The following is a 17,605-nucleotide window of genomic DNA, read 5'->3' as shown; positions in this document are numbered from 1 at the left end:
TTCTCCTTTCTCCAAATGTATCAAACACTGAGTTTTGCACGGTTGCGGTAAAATTCCGGTGCTTCCGGAAGTGCAATGGTTTCTTTTTCGCCTGAAACCTGTGCCTTCACGCAGGCATCGGACGTTACAGCTGCGATATATCCATCCCAGGCTGTCGGTCCCTGCGGTTCTCCGTTCTTTGTAACAGAATCAATAAAATCCTGAATTTCCACGTTGTAAGCCTCCATAAATCGATATTTCCAGTCGTTTAAAATCCCGGTACTTAATTTTTCATCTTTCCGCACAACAACACTTGGAAATTCCGGCAATTTGGCAATCCCCTCTTCCCCTGCTACTTCGCATTGGATATCATAGCCGTACTTGCAATTGACAAATACTTCAACGTTCATGACAATGCCTTTATTGGTTTCAATGGTGAACAGTTGGGGATCTTGTAGATTGCTATGTGCATATTTCGTTTTCCTTGGAAATAGGACTTGAACGGAATTATAATCATCATCAACTAACCAGTGCAGGACATCAATTTCATGAATCAATGTATCGGTGACTGCCATATCCGTCGTATAATTTTCGTTCACTGTCGGATTCCGGTGTGCAGCCCGGATCATGAGCGGCTCGCCAATTTCGTTATTTTCAATTGTTTTCTTTAATTGAATATAACCGCTGTCATAACGGCGCATAAACCCAACTTGCACCAATTTTTTGCCATGCTTCATTTCCGCTTCAACAATTCTTTTGCAGCCTTCTGCAGTCGTCGCCAGCGGTTTTTCACAAAACACAAATTTCCCGGCTTTAATTGCAGCAAGCACGGTCGATTCATGTGCCGGGCCCCAGCTTGTAACAACAACCGCATCCACATTCGGATCAGCAATCAGCGCTGTATCATCAGGATAAATCGCTGCATCCAATTGGTATTGTTCGACTGTTTGTTTTGCTGCAACCTTGTTCACATCTGTAACGGCCACAATTTTCCCACCGGATAGTTTATTTGTAATTCTGTTAATATGCTCGCGTCCGATTGCCCCTGTACCAACGACACCAATACGTAAAACCATTTTCATTTTTCCTCCTTGAATGGAATTTGTGTACGGAGCATTGAACATTGCCTGGTGTAAATCATATTGTCGGAGCTCCGTACATATGTTGTTTTTTAAATGGCAGATCTATATGTTTGAAAATCTACCGCTTGACATATCCGTTCCTATTTATATTATTATTCTAAACTATAAAACAATTTATTACAATAAAGCGCTTACTTCCTTCCTGACGTGAAATTCTTCTACACCTCCTTCACGGCCTCTATTACAGTACCGCTTTCTTTATGGCCAAAATTCCTGAAATGGCTCTCCAGCTGTTCCAGTGATTTTCCTTTTGTTTCAGGTAGGCATTTTTTCGCGAAAGTAATTGCCCCAACACCAAGAACAGCGAAGATAAAAAATGTAGTCGACAACCCGACTGCATTTAATAAAATCGGGAAGAAAAATCCAACAAGGAAATTTGTAATCCATAAGCAAAATACGGTAACGCCCATCCCAAGTCCCCTTAATTTAAGCGGGAATATCTCCGATAACATGAGCCAAGTTACAGGAGATATAGCCCCCTGCTGAAATGCAAGAAAAGTAACGGTCATTGCCAGAACAGCATACGGAAGAACTGAAGAACCATGAAAAACAATAGAGAAAATCCCGATTAAGGTAAGTGAAGCGGTTGTTCCAGTTAATCCGGTCATTAACATTGGCCGCCTTCCAACTTTTCCTAACAGCCAAATCCCGACAAATGTGGCTAAAACAGAAATGATCCCATTGGCAATATTTCCAACAAGTGCAGCATTTGTAGAAAACCCGGATTGTTGAAGAATTTGCGTACCGTAATACATAATAGAGTTCACACCCGTAACTTGTTGTACAACACCAATTCCAATGCCAATAAATACAATACGGCGGATCCACGGTATGCTTAAATCGCGAAATGTCGCCCTTTGAAGCTCTGATTCTTGTGCAAGATTCTCTTCGATTTCTTTTAACTCGATTTCGGCACGGTTCTGAGTCCGAATTTCTTTTAAAATACGAAGTGCTTCGCCAATTTTTCCTTTTGAAGCAAGCCAGCGCGGGCTTTCTGGCACGATTAACATACCAAACCACAAAATTACAGCAGGGAGTGTAGCAATTGCTAGCATATAGCGCCATACATGTGCAGCTTCCTGGCCAATCGTTGTTCCTAAAATGGCATTGAAAATGAAGGCTAATAATTGTCCGGAAACAATCATCAATTCATTTTGTGTGACCATTCTCCCTCTTGTTTCAACAGGGGCCATTTCTGCCAAAAATGAAGGAACCATTACGGAAGCTGCACCTACTGCAAGCCCCAATAAAAATCTAAAAAGAATCATAACGCCTGCATTGGGTGCAAATGTACAACCAAGTGCGGCAAGAAAAAAGATCAAGGCAAGATTCAGGATCATTTTCCTGCGTCCGAACCGGTCTGATAAACGCCCGCCAAAGACGGCTCCTAATGCTGCTCCAAAAAGAAGGGAACTTGTCACAAAGCCTTCAGTCACTGGCGTTAAATTCAGCTCATCCTTACGCGCCATATAAGGCAATGCACCGTTAATAACGCCTGTGTCATAACCGAAAAGCAAACCGCCAAATGTCGAAATGACCGTAATCTTTTTTAACATCCTTTTTGCGTTGCCTGTACTTTGATTACTCATTTTCCACCATCCCCCATACGTAATTTTTCTAACCGGTTAAACCAGCTCTGCCCGGGGTATTAACGTCTCTATATATTTTCTGCCTTTTAAAGCATATTCGAATGGATTGGCTTTAGCCGGATCCTGTTCCGCTTCGACAACAATCCAGCCTTCGTATCCGCTTTCAATAATAGCTTCCATAATTGGACGAAAATCAATCATGCCATCTCCCGGTACGGTAAAAGCCCCTTTTATGACACCTGCAAGAAAACTGTCGCCCTGTTCTTTCATTTCTTGCGCAACGCTCGCCCTTACATCTTTAAAATGGATATGCTTAATCCTCGATTTATACTTTTGAAAAATATCCAGTGGATCTTCCCCTGATAATACGAGGTGTCCAGTATCAAACAACAAAGACACTTTTTCAGAAGATGTATTTTCCATTAAGCAATCAATCTCTTCAGTCGTCTGCACTCCTGTTCCCATATGGTGATGATAAACAATCTCCATTCCTTTTTCTTGGGCCAGCTTTCCTAACTCTTCCAAACCACTTATTAAAAGACCCCATTCCGCATCCGTAAAAGTTGGTTTTTCTTGAAATAATGGCACATCCAATTTGCCTTGAATGCTGTGTCCTTGCTCAGCGACCACAATCACTTTTGCACCCATTGCATGTAAAAAATCACGATGCTGGATAAAAGCTCCTTTCGTTTCTTCGAAAGGTTTTGTTGTTAAAAAAGTGCTGAACCATGCACTCGCAACTTCCAGATTGCGTATTTCCAAATATCTTTTCAAAACCTGGGGATCTTTTGGGTACTTATTGCCAATCTCAGTTCCCGTATATCCCGCTAGTGCAATTTCACTAATACATTGTTCAAATGTATTCTCTTTTCCCAACTCCGGTATATCATCATTTGTCCAGGCAATAGGGGCGCAGGCAAATTTAATTTTATTTATGTTTTGCATAAAAGATCTCCCTTCGATGAAACAAGTTATCTAACACGCTATTCGAAATCCACCCAACTGGCGCCATTTTCCGCTGAACGAACACAATTTTCTATCCAGCGTATCCCTTCAATTCCGGCATCAATATCGGGATATACCAAGTTACGTAAAGTTTCCCTGTCATCTCTGTTTTTAGCATCAATAGCAATCGCAAATTTCAAATAAATGTTTGCCCATGCATCTGATAATCCTTCCGAATGCAAAGCACCTAAGCGTTCATCTGCATTACATTGTTCATCCAGATAAGACATGCCACGAATCAATGTCTGAATCGGTTCTCCTTGCACTTCATATCTTAATTCATTTGGTTTACTGTCCCACCATTCAAGGCTCGCCTTTGAACCAACAATCCGGATTCTATGACCATCCGTACACCCTGCATTCACTGAAGATGTCCATAATCTTCCGACCGCCCCATTTTCATAGTGCATAATTACGAAAGCGTTATCTTCAAGCGGTGCTCTTGTCCCAACAAAACTTTGTCTGTCACATAAATAATTTTTTTATCTTCATTTTTGGCATAATCAGTTGAGACATATAGTACGTATGGGTGGAAAGATCACCTAAAACAAAACTTGGACCTGCAACTTTTGGATCCACTCTCCACTTTTGCGCATCACTTGTTTTTTCCGCTTTATCAGTAGCATTAAAACCATGCGTATATTGCAACTCAACAATTCTGATATCCCCAATTTTCCCTTGCTCGATCATTGCCCGCATTTGTAGCAGCATTTGATTTCCAGAAAAACCGTAAGTAACACCGACAATTTTTCCGTTTTTTTCGGCCAGGTCTTTAATCTCTCTTCCTTCTTTTGAAGTAAAGAACAATGGCTTTTCACAAATGACGTGAAGCCCAGCTTCCAATGCAGCCTTACAGATTTCATAATGTGTACCGTTTGGGGTCGCAATGGAAACAACTTCAACACCGTCTTCTCTTTTTGCCTCTTCCTTTATCATCGTTTTATAATCCGAATAACATCTGTTTTCATCAACACCAATGTTTACGCCGAAATCTTTTCCTCTTTCCGGATCAACATCAAATGCACCAGCCACTAATTGAAAAGCAGTATTATCCCTTAACGCACCTGTCCGATGCTTGTAACCTACCTGGCTGGTCCTGCCGCCGCCAATCATTCCCCAACGCAACGGACGTGAAATCTTTTTTTCCCCATTCAACATTTTGACTCCTCCTATTCTCTTAGATTCTTAAAAAACAAGTGTTTGTTTAAGCGCTTCCACAGACATTTTAATACCTGCTTCCACAGACATCGTTAAGTCTTCCATCTCAAGAGAAACCTCGCCATCATACCCCATCATTTTGCACACAGAAAAGAACTCTTTCCACCATTGCAAATCTTGTCCATAACCTACAGCAACGTAGTTCCAGGCCCTGTTAGCGACATCTTCGACTTCTTTGGTTTCCAAAACGCCGTTAACTGCGGCCAGATTTTTTTCAATTCGAACATCCTTTCCATGAACATGGTGGATGGCATCCCCTAATTCCCTTGCTGCCAAAATAGGATCAGCTCCCATCCAAATCAGATGACTGGGGTCCAAATTCAATCCAACCATTGGGCCTACAGCATTTCTCAATTTAAACAATGTGTCCGGATTGTAGACTAACTGTGAGCTGAAGTTTTCCAAAGCAATTTTTTCAATACCTGCAGTCTCAGCTCTTTTTACAAGATCTTTCCAGTAAGGAATTGCTACATCATTCCATTGGTATTCCAAGATGTCTTTTAATTCAGGTGGCCAGCTTACTGTATATGTAATCCAGTTTGGAACTTTATCATCCCGGCTACCGGCTGGAAGCCCACTCATCATAATAATTTTTTTGATCCCTAACAATTGTGCCAATTCTATTGTCTTATCTGTGATCTCGCGGTGGCGCTTGCCTAAATCTCTAGGATCAAGCGGATTCCCCGAACAGTTTAACGCACACAATTTGATATTTCTTCTCTCTAAAGCATTTAAAAAATCATTTCTTCGACTGTCACTGGTTAACAATTCATCGAGATTAAGGTGAGGCGCTTTTGACCATCCTCCGGTTGTCATTTCAATGTATTCAATTCCTAATGCAGCCACGTAATCCAACATTTCTTCAAATGGCAAGTGCCCCAGACTGTCTGTAACAAATGATAGTTTCATTTCTGCCTCCTTAAGTCGTCTGATAAAAATGAATTTTAAAAAAGGAATCAGATGAGAAAAACTGGTACGCCTGTAAAACTGGTGCTATTCTTTGAACGATATTGGTTATATGGTTATTATGTTTTGAGTAACTTTTTATTAAATATTATTATAAAATGAACTTGGAGTCAATCCTATTTCCCATATATTTTTAAATTTTTTTGTGTTTCAAATAAAAAATCTTCAGGATATACCTGAAGATTTCGTGTTTTGTTTATTCATATTCAACCCAAATAGCACCCTTATCTGCAGAACGGACACAGTTCTCGACCCAGCGGACCCCACTCACCCCTGCTTTAATATCCGGATACCAAAGATTTTCCAATGTTTCTCCCCGATTTACAGCATCCATGGCAATGGCAAAACGGGCATAGAGATTTGACCAAGATTCAAATAATCCCTCGGCGTGCCCTCCACCAATGCGGTCGTCGGCCAAGGCTTCAGGATACAGATAGTTCATTCCGCGCTCCAAAATTTGTACCGGTTTTCCCTGTATCTCGTATCGCAATTGATTTGGCTGCTCATCCCACCACTCTAAGCTGGCTTTTGAACCAACCACGCGGATTTTTTGCCCGTGCATCGATCCTGCATTAACGCAAGAAGACCAGACATAGCCTATGGCCCCGTTATCGTATTCCATAATAGCGAATGCATTGTCCTCAAGTGGAGCCCGGCTTTTCACGAAGCTTTGGCGTGTGCACATTAATTTTTTAATTTTCAATTGCGGCAAGATAACTTCAGACAAGTATATCGGATGAGTTCCCAAGTCACCCAAAACATAACTTGGACCAGCTATTTTTGGGTCAACGCGCCATTTTGTACTCTCATTTTCTTTTTCAACAGCTTCTGAATGGAAACCATGTGCAAATTCCATTTTCACAATTCTGATTTCCCCTAAATCTCCACCCGCAATCATTTGCCGTGCCTGTTCAACCATTTGATGCCCGGCATAACCATAGGTAATGCCTACAACACGATTTTTTTCCTTTGCCAGCTTTCGTAATTCTTCAGCCTCTTGTGTTGTAAAACATAACGGTTTTTCACATACTACATGCAATCCCGCATATAGAGCTGCTTTTGTGATTTCATAATGCGTTCCATTTGGTGTTGCAATTGAAACGGCTTCAATTCCATCTTCACGCTTCCTCTCTTCTTTAAACATGGTTTTGTAGTCAGGATAACAGCGCTCCGGATCAACCTGTAATTTCATTCCAAATTCCTTCCCCCGTTCAGGAACAATATCAAAGGCGCCTGCTACAAGTTGAAAATTATTGTCACGTAATGCTGCTGAACGATGAATATAGCCAATCTGGCTGCCTTTTCCGCCTCCAACCATTGCCCAACGGATTGGCCTGTCTATATTTTTTTCCCCGTAAATCATCCGTATCCCCCATTTCTCGTAAGCTTGTTTTAATAACCCACACTTTCTAAGTAATCTATGCTTTGTTTCACATCTTGCAAACTTGTACTCGCATTTCTCGGGTCCCGCTCTTGTTCGATTGTAATATATCCATGATAATTGATTTCCTTCAGTAATCTGAGAATAGATTGATAATCAATAATACCTTGTCCAATAGGGCACATCATACCTTTAGCACACACATCGAAAAAGCCAGTCCGTTCTTCCATTACCTGGTTATAAATCTTTAAGTCAATATCTTTAAAATGAATATAGTCCAGCCTTTCTGCACATTTTTGCAGCCATTCAAGCGGATCCATTTTTGAAAAATATAAATGCCCTGTATCCAGACAAAGCCCTGCTGTTTCGTAAGGAATATCGTGTAATAGCCTGTTGATTTCATCTTCGAATTCAATATATCCTCCGGCATGCGGATGAATAACAGAGCGAACCCCGTAATTCTCCCAAGCTCGATCTGCCAATGACCGGATGTGTGCCATCATTTTATCCCAATCTTTATTTGGTAGTCGAAGGGCCCTTTCCGGATGACCAGCATCATAATCCCTTTCATTATGTCCCCAATCAATGATAACCAGATAGGGAGTGGGAAAATTCTGCCCTTTTTCCCTGGCAGCACAAGGAAGTTTCGTAATGAAAGAACAAATATCATCCACCTGTTTTTGCAAATTTTTAAAATTCGATTCAGAGACCAGATCGTCAAAAATAGTACCAGCAATGAGCGTTAAGTTATTTTTGGAAAGTTCGGCTCCAACCCTTTCAACATCCATCGGTATATAACCGTAAGGGCCTAATTCAATGCCCTTGTATCCTGCTTGTGCTGCTTCGCACAAAACCGTCTCCCAAGGCGGCAAATAAGGATTTTTCGGATCGTCTACCCCCCAGCAGCATGGCGCTCCTGAAATTTTTATGCTCATTAAAATACCTCCCGTTCGTACTCGTTTATAGGAGCTCCTGCTTTACATTGCCTTGAAATTTGCTTCTATTTGTTCAAGTGTTAGCCCTCTTGTTTCAGGCAAAAATTTTACAATAATGACAATGCCCAGTATGCCAAACGCTGAAAATAAGAAAAATGTGCCAGATAGCCCCACACCGTTTAAGAGCACAGGAAAGAATAAGCCTACTAAAAAGTTACTTAACCATAAAAACAGAACTGCACTTCCCATACCCATGCCCCGTAAACGGGCAGGAAAAATTTCAGAAAGAATTAACCAAGACATCGGACCAATTGCACCTTGAAAGAAAGCTAAATAAACAAGTGTCATGGACAACACAACATAAGGCAATGCGGGAGATCCAGCCAGTACTTGGTTACTAATTCCAATTGTAATAAGCGCAACTGTTACACCCGTTAAACCAGTTAGAAGCATTTTCCGCCTGTTCACTTTTTGTAGAATGGACATACCAACAATCACTGCAAGCACTGCAATTAACCCGTTTGCTACATTTCCAATTAACGATGCCTTTGTCCCAAAACCGGAGCTTTGAAGTATTTGAGTCCCGTAATACATGATGGAGTTAATGCCGACCAACTGAGAGATTGCCCCAACTCCTATGCCAATAAAAACTATGCGCCGAATCCATGGAGTACCTAAATCTTTAAACTTAGCTGCCCTTATTTTCTTTTCTTTGGCGATATTTTCTTTTATTTCATTTAATTCCAGTTTAGCAAGACCCTCGGTACGGATTTGTTGCAGAACTTTTAGGGCTTCAGCAATTTTTCCTTTGGATACTAACCAGCGGGGGCTTTCAGGCAAAATGAGGACGCCAACCCATAGAACCACAGCCGGTAATGTAGCCACTACTAACATATAGCGCCATACATGCCCCGTGTCTCCTAAAGCGCTTCCAATTACTGCGTTAAAAACATATGCAAGAAACTGGCCGGTTACAATCATCAATTCATTCCGAGTTACCAACATACCGCGCCGGTTTGAAGGAGACATTTCAGCAAGATAAGAAGGCACAATAACAGAAGCACCACCAACGGCAAGCCCCAAAATAAAGCGGAAAATAACCATTACTGTTGCATTTGGAGCAAATACACAACCAAGTGTTGCAAAGAAAAAAACGATTGCAAGAGAGAGTATTGCCTGCCTGCGTCCTTTAAGGTCAGATAAACGACCGCCAAATAATGAACCAAAAGCAGCACCTAAAATTAACGAACTTGCCACTAATCCTTCGGTAATTGGCGTTAAGTTCAATTGATCAGGTTGAGCCATAAATGGCAATGCTCCATTTATAACACCAGTATCATAACCAAATAATAAGCCGCCAAAAGTAGATACAGTCGTTATTAACTTTAAAACTTTATGTGGATCTTTTTTTATCTCCTGTTCAATTTGTAAGGAATGCTCAGTAACACTGCTATTCTCCATGTTCGTCTCCCCTTATCATTTATTGCTAGACTTCCAATTTGTAAGCGCTTAAATTCCATTGAAAAATAAAAGTGGTCATAATGTTATTAACTTATTATTGGGTATTGGACCTTTTTACTGACAATAAGCCAAATCTCCCCACCACCTTTACCACCAATTGAAAATATAACCAAAACATTGTCAAAGATTGATAATGTTTTGGTTATATTCAGTTTATAATCAATGGCGATTTTAGTCAATAGTTTTTCTTTTTTTAAATTTTGGAAATCACGCTTATTCCTAATACTAAACATTATGATTTTCCGGGATATCAACCATATGAGAAATTTTTATAGTATGCAATCGTTTTGCTTCTTTTTTCCAAAAAACCATAACAAGAATAGAGGCCACCAACCCAAGGAAACCTACAAACCAAAAACCCGCTTTTAATCCATAATTTGAATTAAAGATCCCTGAAAAAAACGGTCCTGCAAAAATGCCGATTGCATATATTGCTTGGTAAGCACCCATTGCAGTCGCCCTTTTCTCCGGCTCTATATTTTGAATAGCCATACCCAGTAATAATGGAAAGATCAATCCTAATGAAAACCCGCTGCAGACCTGGAGAAGAATAAATAACCCTTTAATCGTGACATACGGGAAGCAGAGTGTAAACAAAGCGGCCGATGCATATGCGATAAGCAAGGATCGCCATTCACCCATTTTCGGTACAAGGTACCCTCCCATAAACAGGGTTGCGGCAGCATGAGGCACCATAAAAGCAGCAACAATATACAAAAGTTCACTTGCTTTAAAGCCAATGTTTAAAGCGTATTGGGACGTAAAACCAAACATGGTGGAAAAAATGATGCTGTGGGCCAAGATGGACAAAAGAGATACTTTTAATAGCAATGGGTCCCGAATGACTTCCGCTAATTCTTTTATTTTAACCGGGCCCCGTTCTTTCTCCGGATTCGATTCCGCAACAAACAGAGAAAGGCCCATTCCCAGCAGGCTGAAAATTTCGGCCAGCCAAAATGGCGCCTTCCAGCCCCATTTATCAACGAGTAACCCGCTAAGGCTCATTCCTAAAAATTGTGCAAGTACTACAATAAACGAAATATTTCCCATTGACCGGTGCACTTTTTCCCCTTTAAAATAGCTGGAATACAGCACAGTAAATGCAACCCAGGATGCAGCTGCCATCCCGGCAAGCGTGCGGGCAGCCAAAATCAAAAACATGTTTTCAGTAAGTAGATAGATTGAACAACTGATCATGCTAATTACCATACCAAAAACAATAAAGGGTTTTCTTAAATTTACCAAATCGGAAAATACCCCAATCGGAAGCCTGCATAAAAACTGCATCAGCCCGTAACTACTCAAAATAACTCCAATAAATGCATAATCCCCACCAATTGATACCATATAAGGCGACAACACCGGTACGTAAACAAAATGCGGAAACCACAATAAAAAGGAAACAATCATAAATAGAGACTTATACTTTCCCGGAATCTTTTCCAAACGATCACACCCATTCTAAAACCAGAGGATGCCATTTGAAGACATCCTCCATCATCTTCAAACCCGATTGCTTGACATAAATTCTCTCATTTTTTGTTTTACGGTTTGTTTTACGGCTTCTTTACCAGGTGAAAGAATGGCACGTACATCATACAGTTTTTTATCGTGGTTCAGGACATGACGGACTGCCTTCGCCCAAGCTTGCATGCATTCTGTATTGACATTGATTTTTGCGTGGCCCAGTTCGATTGCCTTTCGAATTTGGTAATCGGGAATACCGGACCCGCCGTGTAAAACAAGCGGAACATTAGTTAATGCTGCGATCTCTTTCATCTCGGCAAATCCCAATTTCGGTTCGCCCTGATACGGTCCATGGACGGATCCAAGCGCGGCGGCAAGGGCATCAATGCCTGTCTCCTTTACCATACGAAGGCATTCCCCAGGGTCTGCATACCGAATGCCGCCAATCATACCATCCTCGTTGCCGCCGACAGTGCCCACTTCCGCTTCCACGGAAACACCATGAAGACGGGCATAATCTGTTACTTCTTTTGTCATTTTAATATTCTCATCAATTGGCAGGTGTGAGCCATCAATCATCACAGACGTGTATCCGGCATCAATGGCCTCTTTGCATCGTTCCACTGACTTGCCATGATCGAGATGCAAAGACACCGGGACCGTAATGTTCTTTTCCTCCACAATACGATACACCATTGCCGCGATCGTTTTGAATCCTCCAAGATGATCTACAAGCCGGTCGGAAGATGCTACAATCACGGGGGATTGTTCTTCCTCTGCCGCTTCTAAAATGGCCTCAACCCATTGAAAGCTGTTCATATTGAATGCCCCAACAGCATATTGCCCATCTTTTGCAGCAGCCAGCATCTCTTTCATGGAAACAACCTTTGAAGAAATGATTGCTGCCAAATTCATCCCTCACTTCATTTAAAATAAAACGCCCTTTAATACTGTTTCGCTGTTTCTAATTTTTGCTGCCTCTCCTGATAGGCTTTTTGAATGCTTTCTTTTTCCGATACTTCTGCAACCCCAACATTCCACCAGCTTTCATAACCGTCCGTCATCGTCTTGGGCAGCACTTTTATCTCAATCAGCGTTGAAACCCGTTGTTTCTTTGCATCTTCAATGGCTTCTTTCAGCTGTTCAAGCGTATGGACGCGGTATGTTTTTGCACCGTACCCTTCAGCAACTTTTGCATAATCGATATTTAAAATTTTGTTATCATACGTCCTGAATTCCGTAAAATAGGAATCCCCGCCATTATCCATTTGCAAGTTATTGATGCAGCCAAATCCCGAGTTATCAAACAGTACCACGTTGATTTTTTTGCCGTATTGAATAGCGGTAACAAGCTCAGAGTGCAGCATGAGAAAACTGCCGTCCCCGACAAGCGAATATACTTCTTTATCCGGCGCTGCCAGTTTAATCCCGAGCGCGCCTGATACTTCATAACCCATGCACGAATACCCGTATTCGACGTTGTACGTATTCGGCACAGTTGGATTCCAAATGCGTTGCACGTCCCCCGGAAGCGAGCCCGCAGAAGTAATGATGATGCTTTCAGGATCGACCGCATCGTTTACGGCAATCAGCGCAGTGGTTTGGGCCAGTTCTGTGTTTAACGTATCTGCGTATTCATTCAGCGTTTCCTGTGTAAAATGGTGTTTAATTTCCGGAACAAAATTTTCACGGGAGAAGGTGATCTGGCTTAAACGTTTACGCTCAGCCTCCCATTCATTTTTTAATTCCGCAATGGTGGAGCCAAACTCGCTTTCATACCTTTCCAAAAGCGGTGCCAGCTGCTCTAAAGTTGTTTTTGCGTCGGCCACAATCTGGAATGCATCCAGCTTGTATGCCTGCATGCGGCTCACATTGATATTTAAGAATTTTGCTTTTTCAAAATCAAACGCTGTTTTTGAAGATGTCGCGAAATCGGTATAGCGGGTGCCAACGCCGATCACTAAATCTGCCTGGCGTGCCGCTTTATTTGCTGCAAGCGTTCCTGTAATGCCCATGCCGCCTAAATTATTTTTGAAAGTGCACTCAACTGTTGCTTTCCCTGCCTGTGTTTCAACGAGCGGAATATTGTGCCTTTCGGAAATTTCCATTAAAATATCACGTGCGCCGGCATATTTCGCGCCTCCCCCAACAAGGATGAGCGGCTTCTTGCTTGCTTTGATTAACGCGGCGGCGCCTTTTAATTCCCGTTCGGACGGCGCTTTCCGATCCAAGTAGTGAACCCTTTTTCTAAAGAATTGTTCATCGAAATCAAATGCTTCCCCTTCTACATCCTGGGCAATGCAGATGGTGGCCGGCCCGGCTTTCCCCGGATCCGTCATCACTTCGAATGCACGAATTAAAGTGGACATCAATTGCTCCGGGCGTGTAACCCGGTCCCAATAGCGGGATACCGGCTTTAATGCATCATTGGTTGTGACGGCGAGGCTATATTCATGCTCGACTTGCTGGAGCACCGGATCCGGCTGCCTCGTTGCAAATGTATCACCCGGAATCAACAGGACAGGGATATTATTCGCTAAAGCAGTGCCCGCTGCAGCCGCCAAATTGGCAGATCCCGGCCCTACAGAGGTCGTGACGGCAAAAATCTTCCGACGCAACATTTGCTTGCTGTAAGCGATCGCCGCATGTGCCATCCCTTGTTCATTTTTTCCCTGGAAAACTTTTAGGTGGCCGGGGTCCTGTTCCAGGGCCTGGCCGATCCCCAGTACATTTCCATGGCCAAAAACCGTAAAAATTCCTTCTACAAATGGAAATTCCTCGCCGTCCACATGGAGATATTGCTGATTTAAAAACTTAATGAGTGCCTGTGCTGTTGTTAACCGTATTTTTCCCATGCAAATGTTCACCCTTTATCGATTTACGACTTTTTCTTCCGATCGTTCTGAAATGAATTTTTCAATTTCCTGCACCGTTGGCATCGCTTCTGATGAACTGTGCCTGCTGACGACAATTGCAGCAGAGGCGCTGCCATATTTCAGAGCCGTTTCGATGTCTTTTCCTTTGATGAGGGCATATAGAAATGCCGAGGCATAGGAGTCGCCTGCACCGAATGTTTTTAATACCTTCGTTTTATAGGCTTTGCCCCTGTAAATTTTTCCTGATTTTGTATAGGCATAAGACCCCTCTACGCCATGTTTTATGACAACCAATTCCGGTGAATATTGAAATAAGTGGTTTACGGTCTTTTCGTTCTTCGTGTTCTGCCGGTTTTCCATGACATCATATTCGTCACGTGTGCCAATAACGATGTCTGACTGCTGTGCCACAAGCGTATAATACACCGATGTTTCTGCCTCAGATTCCCATGTATAAGGACGGTAATCCAGTTCAAAAACAACCTTTACATTATTTTTCTTTGCCAATTGAACTGCCTTTAATGCTGCTTCACGAGACGGGCTTTTTGCAAGGGCCGTTCCGGAAACCAACAGGATTTTTGATCTTTTGATATACGCTTCACTGACTTCAGACGGATACAAAAACAGATCGGCAACTTCATCACGGTACATCAAAATACTGCATTCTTCCGGGCTTTTAATTTCCGTAAAAGCGAGCCCCGTTTTATGCCCTTCATGGTCAATCACCATATGCGAAGTATCCACACCGGCATCCGCCATATACTGTTGAATAAAGCGCCCGTGCTGATCATCCGACAATTTGCCGATAAAACCAGCTTTAAGCCCGAGCCTTGAAATCCCGATCGCAATATTCGCCGGAGAGCCGCCAACGTATTTCCGGAACGTCATCGTTTCTTCCATCGGCCGGTTATATTCCACTGCATTTAAATCGATGCAGGCACGGCCAATCGCAATGATGTCTAATTCTGCTTGCAAATTTAAGTCAACTCCCATTTGTGTTCAACACCCCCGTTGTTTTACTTCCGTTCCAGGATCCATTCATGTGCCGGTTCATTATAAAATTTCCACAGGCGTTTTGGCCCTGCCATAATATTAAAATAGTAGGATTCGTAACCGTCCGGAACCGCAACAGGATGGTAGCCGGCTGGAACGAGAACGACATCGCCATTTTCTACTGTCATCGTTTCATCAAGGGAACGGTCATCTGTATAGACGCGTTGGAAGACAAAGCCTTGTTTTGGATTGATTTCGTGATAATAGGTCTCTTCCAGAAAAGATTCATCAGGCAAGTTATCCTGGTCATGCTTATGTGGCGGATAACTGGACCAGTTCGCACTTTCTGTATAGACTTCAACTAACAGCAAGCTGTTTGCAGATGGGTCCGAATCAGGCAAAATATTATGGACCAATCTTTTGTTATTGTACTTGCCGCGGTGTTCGACACTGTTTTCTTCCGCTTTTATCAGCCTTGTTGGCCGCTGTTTTTCGGATGGTGCGTAGCAGAGAATGATACGCGCCTTTGTTGCGGCTTCAATTCTAAAAGACTTGTCGTTTGAAACGTAAACACTGTCCGTTGGCTTCTTTTCGAAAACGCTTTCTCTCGTGCCAATGTTTTCAAATCTTTCCCCGTCAGCTTCCACATTGATTTTTCCGGTGAGGGCGACAATCCCACACTCCCACTTTCCTAAATTTTCCTCGTAGCGGGCCCCGGGTTCTACCTCTAGAACTTTCAATCCGACATATTCTAACGGTGAATTTTCACTTGTCACCTCATGAAGGATCTTAACGCCTGGTGAAATTTCTACTGCATCCGGTTTCCGTAACAATTTGCTCACTTTCAAATCATCCCCCAACCATTATCTTTGAGAACGATTACGAAAGCCGTGGCTCAGCGTAATCGTTCCATTCGGTTATTCAAAGGAAGGCGCCTTGTAATTTGCCGTAACGACTTTCTTCCGTGTATAAAAATCGACACTGTCTTTTCCGTTTGCATGCAAGGTGCCGTAGAAAGAAGATTTCCATCCGGAGAACGGGAAAAATGCGATTGGCGCCGGTACGCCTAAATTGATCCCCAACATGCCTGCATCGATATTTTCACGGAAATAACGGATCGCCGAAGCATTGGATGTATAAATGCAGGCACCGTTTGCAAATTCAGACTTATTCGCAGTTTCAACCGCTTCTTTTAAATTTTTTACGCGGATAACGGATAGTACAGGTGCAAAAATTTCATCTTTCCAAATGGACATATCGGTTGTGGCATGGTCAAAAATGGTCGGGCCAACAAAATAGCCTCTATCCAGCACATTTTCGCGCCCATCCAATATTAATGTTGCCCCTTCTTCAATGCCTTTTTGGATATAGCCCAACGTACGGACGTGGTTTTGTTCCCTGATGACCGGCCCGAGGAAGACATCTTCATCCAGCCCGTTCCCCATTTTGATTTCTTTTGCTTTTTTCACTAATTTTTCCAGGAATGCATCTGCAACCCCTTCTTCAACTGTCACAACCGAGCATGCCATGCAACGTTCACCCGCAGAGCCAAAAGCTGATGCAATGACATTTGTTGCAGTATGTTCCAAGTCTGCATCTTTCAATACAATGGAATGGTTTTTTGCGCCAGTCAGACATTGAACCCTTTTTAAATTTTGGCTTGCCCGTTTGTACACATACTCTCCAACCGGCTGGGAGCCGACGAAAGAAATGGCTTTCACAGCCGGATGGTCGCATAACCCGTTTACAACATCATGTGCGCCGTGGACAATATTGAATACGCCTTTAGGAAGACCGGCTTCTTCCAGCAGTTTTGCTAACTTCTGGGCTAATAGCGGGGTTCTTTCTGATGGCTTTAAAACGAATGTATTGCCGACCGCAATGGCAACCGGAAACATCCAGCACGGGACCATCATTGGAAAGTTAAACGGTGTAATTCCGCCGACAACCCCAATTGGATATCTGTAGTTTGTCACTTCAACATCTGTTGCGATTGTCGTCAAGGAATCACCCATCATTAAAGTCGGGGCACCGCATGCAAACTCGACATTTTCGATCCCGCGGCCAACTTCCCCCAGCGCTTCCGTGAGATTTTTGCCATTTTCGATGGTAATAATTCTCGCAAGTTCATTCTTGTTTTCTTGCAATAATTGATGGAAGTGAAATAGAATCCGAGCCCGTTTTTGAACCGGAACATTTTTCCATGTTTCAAACGCTTTCGCCGCTGCCCGGACAGCTTCATCCACTTCTTCTTTTGTTGAAATCGGAACGCGTGCAATAATTTCTTCAGTTGCCGGATTATATACAGCTTCGAACTGTGACGTTTTGCTTTCGACCCATTCACCGTTTATGTAATTCTTTAGTTTTTCCACACTTACCGTTGCTTCTGACATCTCCATCCTCCTCATTTATAAAGCAAATATGATTTCATACTATTAAAACCCCGGGCGCTTCAGCACGATAACCATTTGACACGGCCTATTTTCTTTATCATGTTTTGGTTATCTTTTGGTTATATTGATTACATCTTAAT

At 42.5% G+C, this 17,605-nt stretch carries 13 protein-coding genes and 1 pseudogene; all 14 read right to left on the bottom strand.

Features of this window, described 5'->3' with window-relative positions; genetic code table 11:
• Window positions 1-20: 20 nt before the first annotated feature.
• The 14 genes and pseudogenes from ABR335_RS02700 to ABR335_RS02635 all read right to left on the bottom strand — a co-directional run bounded on the left by ABR335_RS02700 (window position 21) and on the right by ABR335_RS02635 (window position 17,465).
• On the bottom strand, window positions 21-1,055 hold the full coding sequence (locus tag ABR335_RS02700) for a Gfo/Idh/MocA family protein (RefSeq protein ID WP_350346508.1): 1,035 nt from the start codon (window positions 1,053-1,055) through the stop codon (window positions 21-23).
• A gap of 224 nt (window positions 1,056-1,279) precedes the next feature.
• Window positions 1,280-2,710 (bottom strand): sugar porter family MFS transporter, encoded by a 1,431-nt coding sequence (locus tag ABR335_RS02695; RefSeq protein ID WP_017552323.1) that lies wholly within the window; start codon window positions 2,708-2,710, stop codon window positions 1,280-1,282.
• 36 nt (window positions 2,711-2,746) lie between these two features.
• The gene (gene iolE / locus ABR335_RS02690) at window positions 2,747-3,655 is read right to left on the bottom strand and encodes a myo-inosose-2 dehydratase (protein ID WP_350346507.1); all 909 of its coding nucleotides are present in this window, start codon (window positions 3,653-3,655) and stop codon (window positions 2,747-2,749) included.
• A 38-nt stretch (window positions 3,656-3,693) separates the two neighbouring features.
• Window positions 3,694-4,873, bottom strand: a pseudogene (locus ABR335_RS02685) (Gfo/Idh/MocA family protein).
• Window positions 4,874-4,900: 27 nt separating this feature from the next.
• Window positions 4,901-5,842: a sugar phosphate isomerase/epimerase family protein gene (locus tag ABR335_RS02680; RefSeq protein WP_328228377.1), complete on the bottom strand. Its 942-nt coding sequence runs from the start codon at window positions 5,840-5,842 to the stop codon at window positions 4,901-4,903.
• A gap of 253 nt (window positions 5,843-6,095) precedes the next feature.
• Complete coding sequence (locus tag ABR335_RS02675; protein WP_350346506.1) at window positions 6,096-7,262, bottom strand: Gfo/Idh/MocA family protein; 1,167 nt, start codon at window positions 7,260-7,262, stop codon at window positions 6,096-6,098.
• A 29-nt stretch (window positions 7,263-7,291) separates the two neighbouring features.
• Window positions 7,292-8,215, bottom strand: a complete 924-nt coding sequence (locus tag ABR335_RS02670; protein WP_017552319.1) for a sugar phosphate isomerase/epimerase family protein — start codon at window positions 8,213-8,215, stop codon at window positions 7,292-7,294.
• Between the two features lie 42 nt (window positions 8,216-8,257).
• Entirely contained in the window at window positions 8,258-9,676 is a 1,419-nt protein-coding gene (locus tag ABR335_RS02665) for a sugar porter family MFS transporter (protein ID WP_350346505.1), read from the bottom strand.
• A 285-nt stretch (window positions 9,677-9,961) separates the two neighbouring features.
• Entirely contained in the window at window positions 9,962-11,182 is a 1,221-nt protein-coding gene (locus ABR335_RS02660; protein ID WP_350346504.1) for an MFS transporter, read from the bottom strand.
• Between the two features lie 57 nt (window positions 11,183-11,239).
• Window positions 11,240-12,118 carry a class II fructose-1,6-bisphosphate aldolase gene (gene fba, locus ABR335_RS02655; RefSeq protein WP_350346503.1) on the bottom strand — a complete coding sequence of 293 codons (879 nt, stop codon included), beginning with the start codon at window positions 12,116-12,118 and terminating at the stop codon, window positions 11,240-11,242.
• 29 nt (window positions 12,119-12,147) lie between these two features.
• Window positions 12,148-14,058: a 3D-(3,5/4)-trihydroxycyclohexane-1,2-dione acylhydrolase (decyclizing) gene (iolD, locus tag ABR335_RS02650; RefSeq protein WP_350346502.1), complete on the bottom strand. Its 1,911-nt coding sequence runs from the start codon at window positions 14,056-14,058 to the stop codon at window positions 12,148-12,150.
• A gap of 15 nt (window positions 14,059-14,073) precedes the next feature.
• Window positions 14,074-15,072, bottom strand: a complete 999-nt coding sequence (gene iolC, locus ABR335_RS02645) for a 5-dehydro-2-deoxygluconokinase (RefSeq protein WP_350346501.1) — start codon at window positions 15,070-15,072, stop codon at window positions 14,074-14,076.
• 23 nt (window positions 15,073-15,095) lie between these two features.
• A complete protein-coding gene (gene iolB / locus ABR335_RS02640) occupies window positions 15,096-15,914 on the bottom strand; it encodes a 5-deoxy-glucuronate isomerase (RefSeq protein WP_350346500.1) in 819 nt (272 codons plus the stop codon).
• Between the two features lie 75 nt (window positions 15,915-15,989).
• The gene (locus tag ABR335_RS02635; protein WP_350346499.1) at window positions 15,990-17,465 is read right to left on the bottom strand and encodes a CoA-acylating methylmalonate-semialdehyde dehydrogenase; all 1,476 of its coding nucleotides are present in this window, start codon (window positions 17,463-17,465) and stop codon (window positions 15,990-15,992) included.
• Between the last annotated feature and the right edge of the window lie 140 nt (window positions 17,466-17,605).

The organism is Heyndrickxia faecalis, from assembly GCF_040267745.1.
GTDB lineage: Bacteria > Bacillota > Bacilli > Bacillales > Bacillaceae_C > Weizmannia > Weizmannia faecalis.
The sequence above is the reverse complement of the archived record's forward strand: the minus strand, read 5'-3'. Positions and strand labels throughout refer to the sequence as shown.

Excerpts from the sequence above, each read along its gene's own strand:
- iolC (WP_350346501.1), bottom strand. The coding sequence starts at position 15,072 with ATGGGAGTTGACTTAAATTTGCAAGCAGAATTAGACATCATTGCGATT.
- fba (WP_350346503.1), bottom strand. The coding sequence starts at position 12,118 with ATGAATTTGGCAGCAATCATTTCTTCAAAGGTTGTTTCCATGAAAGAG.
- ABR335_RS02680 (WP_328228377.1), bottom strand. The coding sequence starts at position 5,842 with ATGAAACTATCATTTGTTACAGACAGTCTGGGGCACTTGCCATTTGAA.
- ABR335_RS02695 (WP_017552323.1), bottom strand. The coding sequence starts at position 2,710 with ATGAGTAATCAAAGTACAGGCAACGCAAAAAGGATGTTAAAAAAGATT.
- ABR335_RS02675 (WP_350346506.1), bottom strand. The coding sequence starts at position 7,262 with ATGATTTACGGGGAAAAAAATATAGACAGGCCAATCCGTTGGGCAATG.
- ABR335_RS02635 (WP_350346499.1), bottom strand. The coding sequence starts at position 17,465 with ATGTCAGAAGCAACGGTAAGTGTGGAAAAACTAAAGAATTACATAAAC.
- ABR335_RS02700 (WP_350346508.1), bottom strand. The coding sequence starts at position 1,055 with ATGGTTTTACGTATTGGTGTCGTTGGTACAGGGGCAATCGGACGCGAG.
- ABR335_RS02665 (WP_350346505.1), bottom strand. The coding sequence starts at position 9,676 with ATGGAGAATAGCAGTGTTACTGAGCATTCCTTACAAATTGAACAGGAG.
- ABR335_RS02670 (WP_017552319.1), bottom strand. The coding sequence starts at position 8,215 with ATGAGCATAAAAATTTCAGGAGCGCCATGCTGCTGGGGGGTAGACGAT.
- iolE (WP_350346507.1), bottom strand. The coding sequence starts at position 3,655 with ATGCAAAACATAAATAAAATTAAATTTGCCTGCGCCCCTATTGCCTGG.
- iolD (WP_350346502.1), bottom strand. The coding sequence starts at position 14,058 with ATGGGAAAAATACGGTTAACAACAGCACAGGCACTCATTAAGTTTTTA.